Origin of the sequence: Streptomyces broussonetiae, from assembly GCF_009796285.1 — a bacterium.
In the GTDB taxonomy this organism is placed as follows: Bacteria; Actinomycetota; Actinomycetes; order Streptomycetales; family Streptomycetaceae; genus Streptomyces; species Streptomyces broussonetiae.
Map to the genome: position 1 here is coordinate 1549905 of NZ_CP047020.1, position 19087 is coordinate 1568991.

Below are 19087 nucleotides of genomic sequence, written 5' to 3' on the forward strand. Positions count from 1 at the left end.
CAGTCTCCACACTTCGTCCACATGAGCCCCGAGTCTGTCGAGGGGCGCTGACCACCGCGGCCGACGCCTTGAACAACTCGACGTCGTCGGTGGGCAGTTGGGCGTTCGTCGAATTCGTCACCCGCCCTGCTTCGGCGCCTGGAAGCCGCCGATCCTGTGCTCGAGCAGTTCGGCCAGTCCCAGCGGAGTACGGCCTTCGAACATCGGACCGATGAGCTGCACTCCCACCGGCAGCCCCTCGGGGGACCGGCCCGTCGGTACGGCGGTTGCGGGCAGGCCGGGCATGGTGGCCAGACCCGCCCAGACCAACTGGTCGAAGTACGGGTACGCGACACCGTCGATGTGGATCCACCGTTCCCTCGGACCGCAGTTGCTCGTGCCCCTCGACGGGAAGACGTGCAACGGCGCTCGAGAACAGCAACTGCGTGCACAGCACCGACCTGCACCGCGTCCTCGGCCGGCATGTAGTTCCGGTGCAGCGGAATGCCCCTGGACGTGGGCAGCCCCGCAATGTTGTAGGACTCCTTGACCGTCACCGGAATGCCGAGCAGCGGCCGGTCCTCACCTCGGGCACGCGCCTGGTCGGCATCCCGCGCGGCAGCCCGTGCACGGTCGAAGTCCGGCACACAGATCGCGTTGACCGTCTTGTCGTCCCGCCCGATACGGGCGATCGCCCTCGCCGGTCAGTTCCGCCGAGGTCACTTCACCCGCACGCGAAGCAGCCGCGAGAACCTCGGTCGTCTGACAACTCCTGTGAGTCTTCATCTGGCTGGTCCGGGACCGGCTGGCAGGGTTGACGTCGGTCGCCTCGTCGTAGTCGTGACTCGTGACAAAAGTGGCCCCCACGGGTGCCTTGCCTATGAACTGTCCGACTATGGCGGGCGGTCGGCGCCGACCCGGCCCACCTCGGTGGCCTGATAAGAAGCCTGCCCGGCCCCAAAGGGCCGTGGCCCGTCACAGTTCTGCCTCGAAGTGACCTCTCCCGGGCACGGCGCCGGTCCGCAGCGACCGGGACCACCGCCTCACGGAGAGGAACCCTGATCGCGTGAACACCATTGTCGCCCAGGCGCATTCATTCATCATCGGCGTCGACACCCACGCCAAAACGCACACTTACGCCGTGCTCGCCTCCAGTGGTGAGCACCTGGGCACGGAGGCATTCCCCAACACCCACGCTGGCAGGGCACGAGCCATCAACTGGGCTGGACGTCGCACTGGTGGAGACCTCGGTGCTCTGTGGGTGATCGAGGGGGCGGGCAGTTACGGAGCCCAGATCGCCCGCCAGACGGCACGCGCCGGCTACCAGGTGGTTGAAGCCGCCAGAATGGGCCGCGCCGGCCGCCGCGGCATCGGCAAATCCGACCCGATCGACGCCCGGCGGATAGCCGCTGCCGTGCTTCCGCTCCCCGAAGAACAGCTGCGCACTCCACGAATGGACGAGGGGGTTCGGGCGGCAGCACAGATCCTCCTCACCTCCCGGGACGAGCTCACCAGCGAGCGGACCAGGGCCGTGAACGCCTTGACTGCCCTTGTGCGCATCGCCGACCTCGGCATAGACGCCCGCCGTCCCCTCAGCGCCAGGCAGATCGGCGAAATCGCCCGCTGGCGCCCCCGTGAGGAGGACCTCGCCGCCACGACGGCCCGCACCGAGGCCGTCCGTCTGGCCAAGAGGATCCTCGCCCTTGACACGGAAATCGCGGACAACATGAACCGGATAGGCGAGCTCGTTGACGCCAGCCCTGCGGCCGGCCTCCCCGAGGAAACAGGGATCGGCCCCGTCACCGCTGCCACCGTCCTGGTCGCCTGGTCCCACCCGGGACGGGTCCGTGACGAGGCCGCGTTCGCCGCCCTCGCCGGAGTGAGCCCCATACCCGCCTCCTCGGGCAACACCACTCGCCACCGCCTCAATCGCGGCGGCGACAGGCGTCTCAACCGAGCTCTGAACGTCATCGCGATGGTCCGCATGGTGCATCACCCGCAAACCCGCGCCTACGTTGACCGACGGCGGGCCGAAGGCAAGACAGACCGCGAGATCCGCCGCTGCCTCAAGCGCTACCTCGCCCGACGCCTCTACCGTCATCTCAACAACGCCGCCGCGGCCGAATTGGGGGTTGACGGGACATAGAAGCTTCATAGGAGTCACAAGGGAGTTGAGGTTCGGAGGACGTTGGTCGGGCATCCGCGCGCACGCGGGGCACTGCCGCCGTTTCCGTACTTCCTCGCGAGTCGGCCGTGCCTCCCGATGCTCTGAGTTCGCTCTGAGGGTGTTGGTGCAGTCTTGAACTGCAGGCGAGAGACCTTCTAGCGTCTCGCGGCGCAAGGCACGTTCCAACGTGGTGACACCAACGTGCCGCCTGGCCAGCGGCGTTGCACAGCCCTCCCGCAAGTCTCCCGGACAGAGAAGGGCACCACCGTGCTTCGTTCTGCATTCGCCGTCGGCTGCGCCACCGCGCTCGCCGTCGCCGGTCTCGCCGCCGCCGCACCCGCAGGGGCCGGCGAACTCGCACCGCACCGCCACCAGATGAAGACTCACGGCACGCAGGCCGCGACCGCCGCGGGCAACAACCTCTCCTACAGCGGCGGCAACGTCGTCACCAACCCGCGGATCTACGTCGTCTACTGGGGCAATCAGTGGGGCAGCGGCTCCACGGTCACCAACGACCCCTCGGGCGAGGCCGCACTGCAGCTGAACTTCTTCCAGCACGCATACGGCAGCGGTGACACCTGGTCCAACTCGCAGACCCAGTACTGCCAGGGCGTGGCCGTCGGCACCACCCAGTGCAACGGGTCCGGCACGGCGGTCGGCCACCCCGCCTCCAACCCCGTGGGCGGCACCTGGCTCGACAGCTCGGCCAAGGTCACCAGCAGACCGAGCGATGCCTCGATCGCCGCGGAGGCGGTCAAGGCCGCCGCGCACTTCGGGGTCTCCGGAGACAACGTCGAGGTCATCGTGGACCTGCCGCACGGCGTCGTGCCCAACGGCTTCAAGTCCCAGTACTGCGCCTGGCACGACCACACCACCACCGGTTCGGGCGCCGACCTGCCCTACACCAACATGCCGTACATCACGGACGCGGGTGCGGGATGCGGTGCGAACTTCGTCGCGGCGGGCTCGTCCGGGGTCAGCGGCGCCACCGAGGGCATCACCATCGTCGGCGGCCACGAGTACGCCGAGACCCTTACCGACCCCGCCCCGAGCAGCGGTTGGGTGGACAGCACGGGCTACGAGACCGGTGACAAGTGCGCCTGGATCTCCAGCGGGCAGGGCGCGTCCGCAATCGTCGGCCTGAACGGCACCAACTTCGCCGTGCAGTCGCTGTGGAGCAACAACTTCAACGGCGGGGCGGGTGGCTGCGTGGTCTCCTACACCGGCGCGAGCAACCAGCACTGACACCGCATCCGGTTCCGCGGGCCGAGCCCTTCCCCCACCGGGGCGGGCTCTGCCTGCGGGCTGATCCCCGGAGGTCGATCGTGAGCCGAGCCCTGTCCGTCCTGACACTCATGGCCGCCGCCCTGCTGTCCGCCTGCAGCGCCGCGCCAACCACGGTGGCCGCCGTCCCGGCGCCGTCCTCGGCCCCGCCGTCACCTCCGGCCTGCGCGAAGTTGCCGGCCGGCGTGCTGCCGCACTCCGCCGGCCAACTGACACAGGAACGCGAGGGCGTGTACTGCCTCCCGCGTGGTCAGCGGGTGGACGTCTTCCTGTCCGCGGGGAAGAGCGGCCGGTGGCAACCGGTCCAGACTGCCGGGAACGGCGTGCTGGCGCCCGCGAACACAGGCGTGATGACCGCACCGGTCGGCGTCACCCCGGCGATGTTCGTAGGCACGACGGACGGCACGGCGGTGCTGAGCAGTTCGAACCCGTCAGGAGGCAGGTGGCGGGTCACCATAGAGGTCAAGGGTTAGTGGGCCCCAACTGACCACCGCGCGGCCGGGGTTCTCCACCGACACCACATGGGTGCCGTCGAGCACATGGTTGACGGCCTGCGGATCGACCGACGGCCGTGTGGTCCTCGGCGTCGGCCTGTCGTCCCTGTCGGTGGCTGACCTCGCGTTCCGGTGCTGCCTGGGCCCCGCCCTTGCGGGCGGTGAATCCGGTGTCGGACAGGGGCGGTGGGAACGCCCGCTCGCTCGGCGACGGCCGCCGACGTCAGGGCGGAGCAGCCCGCCCGGTCTTCCGCGCCGCGCTCTAGCTGTTCACCAGCAGCATCTTGCCGAGGTGCCCACCGGCCTCCATGCGCCGGTGCGCCTCGGCGGCCTCGGCCATGGGCAGTTGCTGATCGATGAGCAGTTGCACGGCTCCGCTCTCGATCATCGGCCAGACGCGCTTCTGCACCTCGGCGACGATGGCGGCCTTCTGCTCCTTGGACCGGGTGCGCAGGGTGGTGCCGTGTACGGATGCGCGCTTGAACACCATCTCGGCCAGGTTGAGTCTGCCCTCGAGGCCGTTCTGGAGGCCGATGACGACAAGGCGCCCGTCGGTGGCGAGGGACCGGACGTTGCGCTCGAGGTAGTCGCCGCCGATGACGTCGAGGATCACGTCGTACGGGCCGTACTCGGCGAAGTCCTGTGTGCGGTAGTCGATCGCCAGGTCGGCGCCCAGTTCCTGCGCTCGTGCGACCTTCTCGGGTCCGCCGACGGTGGTGACGACCCGGGCGCCCAGCGCCTTGGCGATCTGGATCGCCGCGGTGCCGACGCCTCCGGCCCCTCCGTGCACGAGGAGGGTCTCGCCCTCGTTCAGCCCGGCGGTCATGACGATGTTGGACCACACCGTGGCGGCCGCTTCGGGGAGGCCCGCGGCCTCGACCAGGCCGATTCCCCTGGGCACCGTGAGCAGTTGTCCCGCGGGGACGGCGACTTTCTGCGCGTAGCCGCCTCCCGTCAGCAGCGCGCAGACCTCGTCGCCCACCCGCCATCCGCTCACGCCCTCGCCGACGGCGCTGATGCGGCCCGAGGCCTCCAGCCCCGGATACGGCGAAGTACCCGGCGCCAGGGGATAGAGGCCCCAACGCTGCATGATGTCCGCCCGGTTCAGGCCACCGGCCACCACATCGACGAGCACTTCACCGACGGCCGGCAGCGGGTCCTCGACCTCGATCCATTCCAGGACCTCAGGGCCACCGGGTTCCTTGATCGACACCGCCTTCATGACGCTCCGTTCACATGCCCCAATGTTTACACCACGCACATTAGATGGCGGGAGTGTGCAGTGTCAACATTAGGAGGCGCCACCCCGGTGAACGTCAGACCGGCAGCCGACTCCCGCCCGGACGGCGCCCCCGGAGCCGCCGGTGCGCCACCGACCGCCTGGGGCCCTTCCGGTCTGTAGGCACGCTGGTCGCCACAGGGTCCTGCCGTGGCGGGTCCGGACGCGGCCAGGGCGATGTCGGGACTCGTCCTCCTTCGGGGCTCGCGTGGTGTGGTGCAGCCAGGGCGGCACCGTACGCGTTGCGTGACCTCGAACGGCCTGCCCCACAAAGGTCGGCGTGGCATTGGCCCGGGCGACCCGCGGCCGGGCCGCCGCCGCCCGCGTCCCGCCGGCGAGTACGGTCGCTCCCTTGGCGACGGCGTCGTCGACGTGCGCGGTGACGGTCACCAGCTGAGAGGAGGTGGTGAGGCTGCCGACATCGATGCTGTAGTCGTATGCGGGGCCGATCTTGAGCCGCTTGGTACGGGCGACGAACGCGTCGACGAACCGGTCACGGATCGACTCGGCCACGTGCAGCCGCTCGGCGGAGACGCAGGCCGCGACCCCGAGATCTTCCAGGACTCCGACGGCTTCGACCTGCGACGGGTCGACTCCCGCCTCCAACTGGCCTTCGCGCACGGCCCGCACTTCAGTCTGGGCGCCCACCTTGCCCGCCTGGAAACCCGCGCCTGCCTCCTCGCGCTCCTCGACCGGCTCCCCGGCCTGCGCCTCGACGCGACCTCGCCCACCACGCCCAGGGGCCTGGTCTTCCAAAAGCCCCCGGCTCTGCGCGTCCACTGGGACGTACCGGCCCAGCGCTGACGCGGGCGCCGCCGGCCCGCTTCGCCCCCGCCCCCTCCCCCGATGACATGACCCCCACCCCGCGGTGTGGGGCAGCGTCGGACGGTGATTGGCTGTCCCCTGTTCCGTCAGCCAGTCGGCCCGTCCACGGAAAGGCCCCAGCCATGAGCAACCCCTACGCACTCGAGTACAAGGTCGTCACCTTTCGCGAGTCACTGATCGGAGACGCACTGGACAGCGACAAGCTGGAGAAGGTTCTGAACAAGCACGCCGAGGACGGCTGGGCTCTCAAGGCGATCACGTCCGCCGACGTCAAGGGCCGTATAGGGCCCGGTGCGGTCGAGGGCCTGCTGCTCACTCTGGAGCGTCCGCGCCGCTGACGACCGCCATTGCGCCGACCGTCGGCGTGACGGCGACGGGCCCCCTTGCGTCGAGGCAGGAACGCGGTGGCAGAGCGTGGGTGCCCGCCCTCGCACGCCTACAGAGTCGCTACCTCGCCGCGGCAACTGCCGGCACCGGTCCGCATGGCCGGCGAAGCTCGGCCTGATGGCACGGAGCGCGGGGATCGAGCTGGACCGACGCGTCGCGGACTGGGACGGAACGCCGTTCGCCCAGGACGCCACGGAGCACCTCTCCGCGTGGCGCAAACCGGGCTGCGGCCTCAGTCACGCGCACAGCGTACGAGGGTACGGCTGCCTGCCGGCCTATGCGCCGCGACGGACCCGGGCGGCCTTGCGGGCCTCGGCGATCTGGCGGGCCTCGGCGGACCGGCGGGACTCGCCACCGCCACCGGCCCGCCCCGGACGGTTGCCAAGGCCTCGGAAGGGGGCACCGCCGCGCTTCGGGCGCTCCACGACCGGCCCACTGCCGTCGACGGGGACGCCGGAGGGAGCCTGGGCGCCGGTGATGCGGCTCAGCTCGGCCTCGCCGGAGCGGACATGCGTGATCTGCGGCCTGATGCCTGCGTCGGACATGAGGCGGGCCATGTCCCGGCGCTGGCTGGGGAGGACCAGCGTGACGACGCTGCCGGACTCGCCGGCGCGGGCCGTGCGACCGCCACGGTGCAGGTAGTCCTTGTGGTCACTGGGCGGGTCGACATTGACGACGAGATCGAGGTCGTCGATGTGGATGCCCCGAGCCGCGACGTTGGTGGCCACCAGCACCGTGACGTCGCCGGTCCTGAACTGCGCCAGGGTGCGGGTGCGCTGGGGCTGCGACTTGCCGCCGTGCAGCGCCGCGGCCTTCACGCCGCTGCTCAGCAGGTGCTTGGTGAACTGGTCGACGGCATGCTTGGTGTCCAGGAACATGATCACGCGCCCGTCGCGGGCAGCGATCTCGGTGGCGGTGGCGTACTTGTCGGCGCCGTGCACCTGCAGCACGTGATGCTCCATGGTGGTGACCGCGCCCGCCGACGGGTCGACCGAATGGACGACCGGATCGCTGAGATAGCGATGGACCAGGAGGTCGATGTTGCGGTCCAGCGTGGCCGAGAACAGCATGCGCTGGCCATCGGGACGTACCTGGTCCAGCAGTGCGGTGACCTGCGGCAGGAAACCCATGTCCGCCATCTGGTCGGCTTCGTCCAGAACGGTGACGTGCACCCGGTCCAGGCGGCAGTCCTTGCGCTCGACGAGATCCGCGAGACGGCCGGGGGTCGCGACGACCACCTCGGCGCCGGCACGCAGCGCGCCGGCCTGCCGACCGATCGACATCCCCCCGACCACGGTGACCAGCCGCAGCTTCAGCAACCGGGCGTACGGTGTGAGCGCATCGGTGACCTGCTGGGCCAACTCGCGCGTGGGGACGAGGATCAGGGCCAGGGGCTTTCGCGACTCGGCACGCTGGCCGGCCGTGCGCACGAGGAGCGCCAGGCCGAAGGCGAGCGTCTTGCCCGATCCGGTGCGCCCGCGGCCCAGGACGTCGCGTCCCGCGAGGGAGTTCGGCAACGTGGCGGCCTGGATCGGGAACGGCTCGTTCAGGCCGAGACTGGTGAGCATCCTCAGCAACTCGACGGGCATGTCCAGTTCACCGAAGGTCGCGACCGCGGGGAGGGCCGGGGTGACGGTGACCGGCAGCGCGAACTCCCCCTGCGGTGCGGAGGGACGGCGCCTGGTGTCGCCGGGACCGACGTCGGGGCGGCCCGGGCCCTGCGGACGGAAACGGTCGTTCGTGCGAGTTGAACGGCTCATGGAGAACCTTCCTCGGCAGGGCGCGCATCGAGGAATTCCCGACGGGAATGAGCCGGAAGAATCGCAAGAACGGGCCGAATGTGAGACTGAAAGAATTCCGCTGGAATACAGGAGGCAGCAAGCTGGGGCCCCGCCGTGAGGCGGGGCCCCAGCCCTCTCATATGCTTCGACGTCAGGCGGGAGTGATGTTCTCCGCCTGCAGGCCCTTCTGGCCCTGAACCACGTCGAAGTTCACCTTCTGACCTTCCTGGAGCTCACGGAAGCCCTGGGCGGCGATGTTCGAGTAGTGGGCGAAGACGTCCGGGCCGCCACCGTCCTGCTCGATGAAGCCGAAGCCCTTTTCCGCGTTGAACCACTTGACGGTGCCAGTAGCCATGTCACATCTCCTCGGGGGCAGTGCCCGCGGGCCCACACCGTGTGGACCCCTGCGTTGCCACAATGAACCCCGTCCGGATAAGCACCGGAGATACAAAAATGCCCGACGACATGCAGTCGCCGAGGCACTTGAAGTTTCGGGAACCACAACTGCAACTACAACAAGTTTAGCACGGTACGCGCAGCTGCAATGTTTTCGCTCACGACCCAAGGGCATGACCTCGCCGGAGCACCGGATTCAAACACACTTCTCGGCTCGGAATATCCGGATTTGTTTCCATGAAATACGGGCCCGGAATGCCTCGGTGGCGTGAATCCGACCGTACCGGCGGTGCCGGCCGTGCCGGCCGCTGGAACGCGCTGGGACCTCAACCGCAGTCGAGCTGGCCCGCGTTGTGCTTGGCGTCGAGTATCCGACGCACGCTGTCGTTGACCTTGGCCCGGAACGAGGCGTCCTGCTGCATCCGGGCCTGGATGCCTTGCGCCATCGCGGGTACCGTGCTCGGCCGCACCGTGAGGATCATGTCTCCGCCCGCCGCGATGAAGTTCACGGCCCGCTGGGCAGGGGTGAAGGACCGTACCGCGACCGCGTTGCCGAGGTCGTCCGAGATGACCACGCCCTTGAAGCCGAGCTGGCTGCGCAGCAGGTGATCGATGACCGTGGGCGAGAAGGCCGCCAGGTGCTTGGGGTCGATCTTGGTGTAGGTGGCCGACGAGACCATCACGAAAGGTGACCCGGCCCGGATTCCGGCGCGGAACGGCGCGAGGCTGCCACTGTCGGCAGTCGTCACCGAGTCCACGACGTTGGCGGTGGTGTCGGTGTTGCCGATCACCTGGCCCAGACCGGGAAAGTGCTTGAGCGTGGTCATCACGCCCGACTGCGCGAAGCCGGCGGCGAAGGCGCTGGTGTGGGAGGTCACGGTGTCTGCGGTATGGCCGTACTCCCGCTGGAAGGAACCGATGGGGATGTTGCGGGTGCCCAGCGCGGCCGGGACCACGTCGGCGACCGGGGCCAGGTTCAGGTTGACCCCGGCAGCCTTGAGTTGCCTGGCCCACTCGGCCGCCTGGGTACGCAGCGTCGCGGTCGGCCAGCCGCCCTGGGTCAGGCCGCTGGGCATGGCCGAGAAGCCGGGGCCGCTGAGCACCTGTACCCGGCCGCCCTCCTGGTCCGTCGCGACCAAGAGGCCGACCCGCCGGCCGGCGACCTGGTCCGCTTGGCCTCGGAAACCGTCGACGAGCTTTCTGGTCGCCGTCGTACCGGCGGTGCTGCGGCCGGTCAGCATGACGGACCCCACATGGTTGTCACGCAGAGTGCGCAGCTGGGCCTGGTCGGGTTGGGCCGCGGAGATTCCCCCCATGAGAAGCTGGCCGACCCGTTGAGCGGTGGTCATGCCGGACAGGTATCGGTCCGTGCAGGTGGCGGCAGTCGCCGACGGGACGGTGCTCGCGGTGACCGGGGCAGCATCGGTGCTGGTAGGGCTCGGCAGTGCACTGCCGGCACCCAGGGTTCGGCTGCCATGGCTTGCAGCGGGGGACCGGGGGGAGCCGGCGGGCGCCCCTGGCGCCACCGACGCACCACAGCCTGTGACGGCGAGCGCCAGGGTGACCAGCGGGACCCCGGTGCGCAGGGCTATGCGGCGGCGGCTCCTGGGCTGCTGCCGGACGCGTATGGTCATGCTTCTTCCTCCGGCCTGGACGAGCCGGGGTTACCGCGCGCTGCGTAGCCGCTTCCGTCACGGCGACCCCGGCTTGCTGCGTCCATCACACCGTACGTTATTGGGCATTTGATCGCCCCTTGGTCGATACCACCCGAGGAACGACAGATGCATCTGGCGGTTGGGGCTGTCTCTATTGGTAAAGCAGCGCAGGGAAACCAACGGCGCCGTTCCGCACGACCGTTACGCCTCAGTGCCGGCCCCGCCCCGCACGGACCTCCCCGCTCGGTGCAACCTACGGAGCCCCTGGACCTCGTCGTCCAGCCGGCCGCGTCCGGCGCGACGGACACCGGGCCCGCCGAGCCGAGCAGTCAATCAGCACCGGGATTTGCGCAGCAGTCCGGGTCTGCGGCGCGGAACTGGTCGGCCTCGACCGCCGGCTGAAGTCCACGGGCTCGCTCAGTGGCCCCTCAACACCGGCTGTTGCGCCCGGCGTTCGGACCGGCTCCGAGAAGAGGGCCTGCCCTGTACCACCTCGGCTCGCAACAGGAACTCGTGAGACCGTCCACCCGGGAGTCCGCGAAGGTGGGGAGGTCGTCCACCTGGAACGTGTCCACGGGCACGAGGCCCTGCAGCTGACGTCCCGCAGCGACGGCAGCCTGCCTCTGTCCTGTACCGGCGGGGGCAAGGCCCTGGAGAAGATCAAGGTCTCGGGCCTCGCCTACGAGGAGCAGGGAGGCCGCCCTGCGGGTGAGCTGTGTCGCGGCGCCCGTTTCCGTCGGCGGCAGCACGGTGGCCGCCCTTTCCGTGGCCGTGCCCCGCTCCCGGTTCCGTCCCGTCCAACTTGCCCCCGCGGTACGGACTGCGGCCCTGGGGCCGTCCCGCGTCCTATGCGGGGACGGCCGGCTGTCGGGCCGACAGGGTTGACCGGGCCGAGCCGGCCGTCGGCGATCGCCGTGCGGACGGGCGGTTGGCTCCGTCTCGGCGCGCCGGGCATGTCGCACACCGGTCCTTCTCCCCCGGAAGTCGGGGTGGCGTGCCTACGGGGTGTGTCTCAGTACCCGCTTTTCAAAAACCATCGACAGGCCCACCAAAACGGCGGGGTGGCGTGCGCAGATGAGGAGGCGGGTCGCCGACGAGGACGTCGGCACTGACGCTCTGCCGTTCGGGAACTCAGCCGCTGTGAGATGCGGTCAGCCCTGGTCGGGGGCTCCCGTTCTCACACAGGATGTGCCATCGGAGGTCCTGGAGCGCCTGTCCGGGCTCCAACCCCAGTTCGTTTCGCAGGGTTTCCCGAGCCGATCGATAGACCTGCAGGGCCTCGCCGGCCCGGCCGCAGTTACTCAATGCGATCATCAGCTGCCGGTAGAACGTCTCGTGCAGCGGATAGTCCTGCAGCAGCGAATAGAGGTAGCTCACCGATTCGCGATCCCGACCCAACTCGAGGTGCGAATCGATCATCATCTCGATGAATTCGATGCGAAGCTCTTCCAGCCACGTCGAGAATCGAGCAACGGCCGGGCTCTCGCGCAGGTCGCCCAGTACGGGCTCGCGCCACAGGTCGAGCGCCGTCCGGGCCAGCTCGATCACGTCCTGATGCCGCTGCTCGCGTCTGCTGACCCTGCTCTGTTCGATCAGCCTCATGAAGACGTTCAGGTCGAAGTCGTCCGGGTTCACCTGCAGGAGATAGCCCGGCGCCCGGGTGATGATCGGACCTTTCTGGCAGCCCGGATTGCTCAGGAGCTTCCGTAACTGAGACACGTAGACATGAACCGCCGCACTGGCCCGGCGTGGAGGGTTTTCTCCCCAGAGTTCGGTCACGATGTGGTCGAAGGGGACGACCTGATTCGCCCGGATAAGCAGGATCGCCAGTAGGGTTTTTACCTTTGTGGCGTTGATGAATACGACATCATCGCCATTGACCACTCGGAGACTGCCCAGGACATGGTACTTCATGCATCCCCCTGAAGCCGCACTGCCCGCTGCCGATGCCTGCTGCAATGACATGACACACTCACCCTTGCATGGTGGCCGAGGAACTCGCATCAGGGAAACTACGTAGATCAGGTGTCATCATGTCTGGATGCGCGTGGGCATTCTGCAGGTTTCTGTCACACCAAGTCTGATCCGCATCAGAGCCGCACATGCGGATCCTGTGATTCCGCCCTGATGGGATCTCAACTTGCTCCGCGTCCTTGCCGTATGAATTGAGCCATCATGCTGGCCAGCGCTGCCCTTGAACTGACCCCGAGTTTCCGGTAGACATGGGAAAGGTGGGTCTCGATCGTTCTGGCACTCAGATTCAGCTGCTGCGCGATCTCCTTCGTCCTCTTCCCCTCCGACGCTATGCTCGCAATTTCGTATTCCCGGGCCGTAAGAACGGAGAGCAGCGGATCCACGTCCTGTCCGCTCCGGGTCCGGCTGCTGATGTCCTCCATCATGCGCTGCTGCTCCGCAGCCCTGCGGCTGGTTGCTGACGCACCGGTTCGGCGGGCCAGCTCCTTGCCGAGCGCGAGCATCGAGGCGGTCTCTCGGAACATGTTCAAGGCCAGCGCACAGGCGGCCGCCGAGACGAGGACCTGCGCCTGAGCCCTGGTCAGGGTGACGCTGGAGAACAGCTCGGCGGCGGTGCGATAGAAGTGCAATGCCTTCTCCAGCTGCCGTTGCGCGGTGAGCACGTGCGCGCGGGCGACCGACGCGATCGCACGGTGGGAAGCCAGTCCGGTGGCATCGGCGGCATACGCCGCCCGGGCGGCCCACCGTTCCGCCTGCAGGACATCGCCGACCCGCAGCGACGCTCTGGTGAGCAGCTCGAAGCAGTCCGGTCGTTTGGCCCTGGGCAGCGCCGAGAGGCCCGGGCCGCCGCCGATGTCCAGGATCAAGGCCGTGCCGCGCAGCGGATCGCCGCTCTCGATCGCGGCGTCGGCCAGCGACATGGCACAGTCGGCGCGCCACAGAGGCTCGTCCACGGGCAGGGTGGCCGTAGCGATCTCGGCGAGCCGGAGAGCCTGTGCGTCTGCCGGCTCGGCGGCCATCACGCAGGCCGACTGAACGGCGATGGCAAGTGCGGTCAGGTGCTGGGACCCCAGTTCACGGGCCAGCCTGAGCCCTTCGTCCGCCGACTGCCGCGCCTTTTTCAGGGGACCGATGGCCAGATGCGTCTTGCCCAGCCCGATGAGGATGAACGGCAGGAGGTGACGGCGTCCGGCGCTGCGGGCGAGGCATTCGGCGCGCTGGAGCTGACGCCGGGCTTCGGTGTACTGCTCGAGGCTGCACTGCGCCCATCCGAGCAGGGCCGGATACTCGATCGCGCCGACGAGTTCGTGGTCCGCGAGCTGGTCGACGATCGCCGTGCAGGCGCCGAGCGTCGCCAGTGCGGCCGGGGAGTCGCCGACGCTCGCCTCGTGCGTGGCAAGGAGAGCGAGGGCCCCGGCCTCACCGACGGGGTCACGCAGGTCACGCGCGAGGCGAACACATCGCGCAGCCTCACGGAAGGCCTGGTCATCGCCCTGCAGGCCACCCACCAGCTGACGGGTGACGGTCAGGGTGACCGTATCGCCTGCTGTGCTCCCTTCCGCGGTGGGCAGTTCCCCTTCGACCAGGCTCTGCGCCTCCGTGCGGTTCCCCAACAGCCAGTCCAGTTGCGCGCACAACACTGCCGCCGGCGCGCGGTCCGAAGCCGGTCCGGGTGGCGCCGTGAAGAGCGCCTCCCGCAGCGCGTCCCGGGCTTCGGTCACTCGGTCCACCGCGATCAGACTCCTGGCCAGCGTGTGCGCGAGGTCCAGGCGTGAGTGGCGTTCGTGCGGGTGGAGCAAGGACAGGCGCAGTGCTGCTCGCATCCATCGAACCGCGGACGACGGGTGGGCGGCGATGGCCTCCTCGGCGGCGCGTACGAACAGCGGTATGTCGCCCGGATCCGACTGGCCGAGCAGGCTTTCCACATGAGCCATCTGCGCTTCCACGGGCGCGCCCCGTGTGGTCAGCAGGTGAAGTGCCCTGCGGTGGGCCGCGATGCGCCAGGCGGGGTCGGAGCGCGCATAGAGCATCGATCGGACGACCGGGTGACGCAGGGAGTAGGCGGGCGGGCGGTCGACCGGGCGGATCAGATCAGCCCGCATCAGGGTGCTGACCGCGCCCGCGACCTGCTCGGGAGTGAACCCGGAGACATGGCTGAGCGCTTCCATGTCGAACAGATCACCGAGGACGGCGGCGGCGGAGAGAACAGCCGATTCCTCGGGGCTCAATGGGGTGAGTTCGCTCATCAGCGCACTCCACTGCCGACCGGACGCCATGGCGCCCGCGGTCTCACCGTTGGCCCGGATGCGCGCGAGTTCCAGGAGGTACCCGGGTATTCCGCCACTTGCCCGGTGTAACTCGCCCACGACACGGTCCTCTTGAGGCAGACCCAGGAGTTCGGCGGCCTGCTCGAGGTTCACTGCGCCCAGCTGGATGCTTCGTACGGTGCCCAGACCGTTGCCGTGGGCCAGTGCGTCCCTGAGCCGGGCCGAGGCCTGACGGGTGCGGTGGGCGATCACCACCAGCACGTCGGGGATCGGTGCGAGGACGAGATGCTCGACCAGGCCGATGGAGTGCACATCGGCATGGTGGAAGTCGTCCAGGACCAGGACCAGTGTGCCGTGCGCGGCCTGTCGCGCGATCTCTCTCTTCAGTTCCTCGAAGCCGCATCGCAGATGCAGACTGTTGCCGATTGGGCTGTCGCACGGCTCCTGGCGGGATGATTTGATTTTGTGGATCAATCGACCCAGAGGTACTCCTTGGGCGGCCAGCGCCAGGAGGAACGGGTCGAAGCGTCCCGCCCGTTCCGGATTGACGCACCTGGCGGTCAGGGTCGTGGCCTGCCTGCTCGTTGCCTCGCTGGTCAACGCCGACAACAGTTGGGTCTTCCCGACGCCTGGCTCACCTATCAATTCCACTAATTGTCCGCACCCACCGGCGGATACTTGGTTCAAGGCGGCGGTCAACAGTTCAAGTTCGGCATGTCGAATCGTTTTTTCATTGCTCTTTTCGGCGTTTTCGAACATCGCGCCCCTGGTCCCCCGTTACTCCTGTGTACTAGAGCCTCAGCTTGTAACTGCAGATCGTGGATAACGTTGTCTGATCACGCTGGTCGACGCGTTGCCGGAGGACATGGGAGGGGGGCGGACGAGTGGGTCCCATTCGCCTCGGGGTTTGGAGATCTCTCGGGCCGCGGGCGAAACGCGCACCACGCCAACGCCCGCGACCAGTGGCAACGCCACTGCAAGGGGCGAGGATTCCAAGGGGCAACGCCTTTACGGCCGGGCCTGGTTCGAGGCCCTCCTCCGCGACGAACCCTCCGTCGACGGCTTCGCCGACCGCCTGCTCATCCGCCGTACGGGCGCAGGCCGGCAGACCGGGGAGAACGGCAGGGCCGGCAAGCAGATCACCGGGCCACCCGCCACGGAGGGCAGAACCAGCCGCAGCTAATGCGACCGGCCGTCCCGGCTCTCGCCTCCCTGCTCGTCGCGCTCCCGTCACTCACCCCATCGCCCCTCGGTCGGCACTCCAGCGGCACCAACGGCGCGCCCGACACCAGACCCGTGTCGTCGTCATCCACTGCCGCCGGCGCGGTGGCCCCTTGCCGCCCATGTGCTCACCTGGCGAAGATCCGACCAAGAACGATCACGATTTCAAATCCAGTGCCGTAGCACGTACAGCCGCACTGCACGTCAATGCGCCACAGCGGCGCGCGTAACAGTGTTGTTGCGATTGCGCAGCATTGTCAACATGGCGACGACTGTGACTACTGACGCGCATACCGCATGCATGCGGCTCGCCGCAAGGAAGTCGACCGGTGGCAGCGAGCGCATCAGCAGTGGATGAGCCGGCCGCCCGGTCTCGCGCGATGTCCCAGGTGAAGACCTGCGAGGGGCCACGGCCTGCACGGCCGGGCTGAGCATGCCGGCGGGGCGGGGTTGAGGCGCCGGCGGCGGGTGGCGCGCGAGCGGTCGGTGATCCGACGGGCCGCCGCGATGCCCGGATGCGGTGTCAACTCCCCGGCCGGACGGCTGGGCCGGCCGGGGCCTCGTCGGCGGGTCGGTCCGCACTCTCGAAGAGCAACTCCAGGCGGCCGGCTCCTTCATGAGCCGCTCGGCCTCGCGGGTGAGGTGCTTCCCGCGGGGAGGCAGAGCCGGTGCGCCTGCCGGTGGGCCGCTCCAGTGCCGCGGCGTCGGAGGCCGAGTACCAACGCACAGGCGTCGCGGGCCGAGTACCAACGCACAGGCGTCGCGGACCGAGCCCCAACGCACAAGCGTCGCGGGCCGAGTGCCACCGGGCTCGGTCGTGCTGGACGTGCGGGCGGAACTCCGATCGTGTCCGCGCGGGTCGACCGGTCTCGCCGGGGTCTCCGCTCCGGGGATGCCGGAGAGGGCCCACCCGTGGCCTGCTGCATGCGGCGTCGGACCCGGGCGTGCTCCAATGCCCCTGTCCGGGGCGCCCGTTACGCTCTGGGGGCCGGCCCGGCAGCGCCGGGCCGGCCCCCAGAGCAGCCGCTCCTCCGACGGACTCGGCTCAGAGCCGGAACGCACCGTCGGGAGGAGGGCGACGCGCAGTCAGGACGTGGGCAGCGTCGCGGACACCACGACGGCGGTGTACTTCATGGTGAAGCTGCCACCCATGGCATCGATGACGGCTCCGACCCTCTCCAGCACCCTGTCCAGCTTCTCGGGCGCGAACTGGGCGTGGTCCCCCTGGGTGGGCAGCTGATCCAGCCATTCGTCCTTGCTGTAGGCGTAGTCCCACTCGAACTGCCACTGCTCGGGCTCGCCGAACACGCCGGCCGCGCGGATCCCGTCAATGGCCTTGGTCAGCAGCGGAGAAGTGTTCGGCGGGGGCGCCGGCATGCTGTAGGCGCGAGTGGCCAGTGCGTCCGGCACCACCTCGACGTAGACCTCGCGGAAGGCTTCGCGCACCTGCGCCGGAGGCTCGAAGACGTTCCAGAAGGCGGCCAGCCGTCCTCCCGGACGCAGCACCGATGCCGCCTTCGCCGCACCCGCCACGGGGTCCACCCAGTGCCACGCCTGGCCCGAGATCACCCCGTCGAACCGACGTCCCGCCGGATCCCATTCCTCGAACCGCGCGACCTCCACTTCCGTGCCCCGAGTCCGTGCGAACTCCGCCATCCGCGCGTCCGGCTCCACGCCGAGCACCGAACACCCGGCGGCCTGGAACTGGCGCGCCTCGATGCCCGTACCCGCGCCCACGTCCAAGAGCTCAGCGCCCGGGCACGACCGCATCACGCGGTTCACCAGGGCGTCCGGATAGCGCGGCCGGGTCCGGTCGTAGCGCTCAGCGTCCACACCGTAGTTCTCGGCCACGCGCCGCTGCTGGTGGAGTTCGCCGCCAGTCTTCCAGTTCGTCATGGCAGCACCCTAGTGGGCGCTTGCCCACTAGTCAATCCAGGAGCGCCTCAGCCGCTCACCACGTGACCGGCAGCGAGCGCAGGCCCCTGAGGAGCGTGCCGTCGCTGTAGACGATCTCGTCGGAGGGCACCGCCAGCCGCAACCCGGGAATCGAGGTGAAGAGGGTGCCGATCGCGACCTCGAGTTCGATGCGGGCGAGTTGGGCACCGACACAGCGGTGCATCCCGTAACCGAAGGCGAGGTGCTCCCCGGCTCCCTCCCGGGCGACATCGAAGCGGTCCGGGTGCGGGAACGTCGCCGGGTCGAAGTTGGCTGCCGAGTTGCACGCGATGACCACGCTGTGCGCGGGGATGGTGGTCCCGCCGAGGTCCACGTCGGTCGTGGTGGCGCGGATCAGTCCGGTGTGCGGGTCGACGCCGGGAGTGACGTAGCGCAGCACCTCGTCCACGGCGACCGGCACCGCCGCCGGATCGGCGCCGACCGTCGCCAGTTGGTCCGGATTGTCCAGCAAGGCCAGCAGCCCCTTGCCGAGCATGCTCGCGGTCGTCTCGTAGCCGGCCAGGAGCAGGCCGCAGCCAAGGGTCATGAGTTCGTCGTCGTCGAGACGGTCCTGTTCGTCGCGTGCGGTGACAAGCGCGTGGAGCAGACTGTCATCGGGGTGGGCGCGCTTGTCCTCGACCAGTCCGCCCATGTACTCGAACAGTGATCGAAGTGCCGAGATCGCCTCGTCGGGCTTCGTTCCGGGGGCGCTGACGCGGTCGGCCCAGCCACGGAAGAGTTCCCGATCCGCATAGGGGACGCCCAGGATCTCGCAGATCACGGCGATCGGCAGCGGATAGGACAGCGACTCCGCCAGGTCTGCGGGTGGACCGGCCGCAACCATCTCCGCGATCAGCTCGTCGGTGATCTGCTGGATCCGCGGCCGGAAGCGCCGGATCCGGTGGGCGCTGAACGCCCCGGCGACCAGGCGACGCAGCCGGGTGTGCTCCGGCGGGTCCATGTCGAGGATGGCAGGTTTGGTGAAGATCACGGCGGGGCTCATCACGGCGCCGAGCCTCCGCGCCTCGGCGCGACCGAACCGCGGGTCGGCGAGGACGGCGCGCACCTGCGCCATTCCGGTGACCAGCCAGGCGTCGCGGCCGTCCCTGGTCGTTATTTTGCGCACGGGCGTTTCCCGCCACATCTCGTTCACCTGCGCCGGAACTGTGTAACCAGGGGTGCCGGTCTCGGAATTCATTCGCCCATCAAGGTCCCGCGGAGTCACTTCGGGGATATCAGTCATGTTTTTGACGTTAACGAGGGTGCGCCTTCCTGGTCAACACACCAACCCGACCGATCGAAGGTGAGGAAGCGGGTCACAGTCACGGCAGTTGAGGCGACCAGGCCCAGCGCTGCGGACGTCTTTCCTGGTCCCGAAACCCGGCCGGTGCCGCAGGGTTCCGGTAAATCCACAACGCAACCCCGAAAGATAGGGGATGACGT

The 19087-nt window shown here is 68.8% G+C and carries 15 protein-coding genes and 1 pseudogene; 6 read left to right on the forward strand and 10 right to left on the reverse strand.

What is annotated here, in order from left to right; genetic code table 11:
- Window positions 1–117 precede the first annotated feature (117 nt).
- A pseudogene (locus tag GQF42_RS07370) lies at window positions 118–765 on the reverse strand (amidase family protein).
- Window positions 766–1045: 280 nt separating this feature from the next.
- Between GQF42_RS07370 and GQF42_RS07375 the strand changes: the two are divergent.
- From GQF42_RS07375 to GQF42_RS07385, 3 genes are all read left to right on the forward strand, one after another.
- Window positions 1046–2125 carry an IS110 family RNA-guided transposase gene (locus GQF42_RS07375; protein WP_158918164.1) on the forward strand — a complete coding sequence of 360 codons (1080 nt, stop codon included), beginning with the start codon at window positions 1046–1048 and terminating at the stop codon, window positions 2123–2125.
- Between the two features lie 288 nt (window positions 2126–2413).
- On the forward strand, window positions 2414–3391 hold the full coding sequence (locus tag GQF42_RS07380) for a hypothetical protein (protein WP_158918795.1): 978 nt from the start codon (window positions 2414–2416) through the stop codon (window positions 3389–3391).
- Window positions 3392–3471: 80 nt separating this feature from the next.
- A complete protein-coding gene (locus GQF42_RS07385) occupies window positions 3472–3903 on the forward strand; it encodes a hypothetical protein (RefSeq protein ID WP_158918797.1) in 432 nt (143 codons plus the stop codon).
- A gap of 283 nt (window positions 3904–4186) precedes the next feature.
- Here the strand turns inward: GQF42_RS07385 and GQF42_RS07390 are convergent, their stop codons facing one another.
- Together GQF42_RS07390 and GQF42_RS47630 are read right to left on the reverse strand one after the other, a co-directional pair.
- Entirely contained in the window at window positions 4187–5146 is a 960-nt protein-coding gene (locus GQF42_RS07390; protein WP_158918798.1) for an NAD(P)H-quinone oxidoreductase, read from the reverse strand.
- Window positions 5147–5215: 69 nt separating this feature from the next.
- A complete protein-coding gene (locus GQF42_RS47630) occupies window positions 5216–5833 on the reverse strand; it encodes an aldehyde dehydrogenase family protein (RefSeq protein WP_407699531.1) in 618 nt (205 codons plus the stop codon).
- On the opposite strand from GQF42_RS47630, the gene GQF42_RS44815 reads away from it, so the two are divergent.
- Together GQF42_RS44815 and GQF42_RS07400 are read left to right on the forward strand one after the other, a co-directional pair.
- Window positions 5717–6007, forward strand: coding sequence for a cytochrome P450 family protein (locus GQF42_RS44815; protein ID WP_199273171.1), 291 nt, complete (start codon window positions 5717–5719; stop codon window positions 6005–6007). The two genes, GQF42_RS47630 and GQF42_RS44815, sit on opposite strands and share 117 nt — an antisense overlap.
- A 143-nt stretch (window positions 6008–6150) precedes the next feature.
- On the forward strand, window positions 6151–6366 hold the full coding sequence (locus GQF42_RS07400; RefSeq protein WP_053666946.1) for a DUF4177 domain-containing protein: 216 nt from the start codon (window positions 6151–6153) through the stop codon (window positions 6364–6366).
- A gap of 324 nt (window positions 6367–6690) precedes the next feature.
- Here the strand turns inward: GQF42_RS07400 and GQF42_RS07405 are convergent, their stop codons facing one another.
- From GQF42_RS07405 to GQF42_RS07430, 5 genes are all read right to left on the reverse strand, one after another.
- Complete coding sequence (locus GQF42_RS07405; RefSeq protein ID WP_158918800.1) at window positions 6691–8175, reverse strand: DEAD/DEAH box helicase; 1485 nt, start codon at window positions 8173–8175, stop codon at window positions 6691–6693.
- Between the two features lie 172 nt (window positions 8176–8347).
- A complete protein-coding gene (locus GQF42_RS07410) occupies window positions 8348–8551 on the reverse strand; it encodes a cold-shock protein (protein WP_158918802.1) in 204 nt (67 codons plus the stop codon).
- A 367-nt stretch (window positions 8552–8918) separates the two neighbouring features.
- Window positions 8919–10226 (reverse strand): glycoside hydrolase family 3 N-terminal domain-containing protein, encoded by a 1308-nt coding sequence (locus GQF42_RS07415; protein ID WP_158918804.1) that lies wholly within the window; start codon window positions 10224–10226, stop codon window positions 8919–8921.
- Between the two features lie 1152 nt (window positions 10227–11378).
- A complete protein-coding gene (locus GQF42_RS07425; protein ID WP_158918806.1) occupies window positions 11379–12161 on the reverse strand; it encodes an AfsR/SARP family transcriptional regulator in 783 nt (260 codons plus the stop codon).
- Window positions 12162–12382: 221 nt separating this feature from the next.
- Window positions 12383–15247, reverse strand: a complete 2865-nt coding sequence (locus GQF42_RS07430; RefSeq protein WP_158918808.1) for a helix-turn-helix transcriptional regulator — start codon at window positions 15245–15247, stop codon at window positions 12383–12385.
- Between the two features lie 148 nt (window positions 15248–15395).
- Between GQF42_RS07430 and GQF42_RS07435 the strand changes: the two genes are divergently transcribed.
- Window positions 15396–15671, forward strand: a complete 276-nt coding sequence (locus GQF42_RS07435) for a hypothetical protein (RefSeq protein ID WP_158918810.1) — start codon at window positions 15396–15398, stop codon at window positions 15669–15671.
- Between the two features lie 1124 nt (window positions 15672–16795).
- Here GQF42_RS07435 and GQF42_RS07440 read toward each other — a convergent pair.
- Window positions 16796–17605, reverse strand: coding sequence for a class I SAM-dependent methyltransferase (locus GQF42_RS07440; protein WP_158918812.1), 810 nt, complete (start codon window positions 17603–17605; stop codon window positions 16796–16798).
- A 55-nt stretch (window positions 17606–17660) separates the two neighbouring features.
- Window positions 17661–18770: a cytochrome P450 gene (locus GQF42_RS07445; RefSeq protein ID WP_158918814.1), complete on the reverse strand. Its 1110-nt coding sequence runs from the start codon at window positions 18768–18770 to the stop codon at window positions 17661–17663.
- Between the last annotated feature and the right edge of the window lie 317 nt (window positions 18771–19087).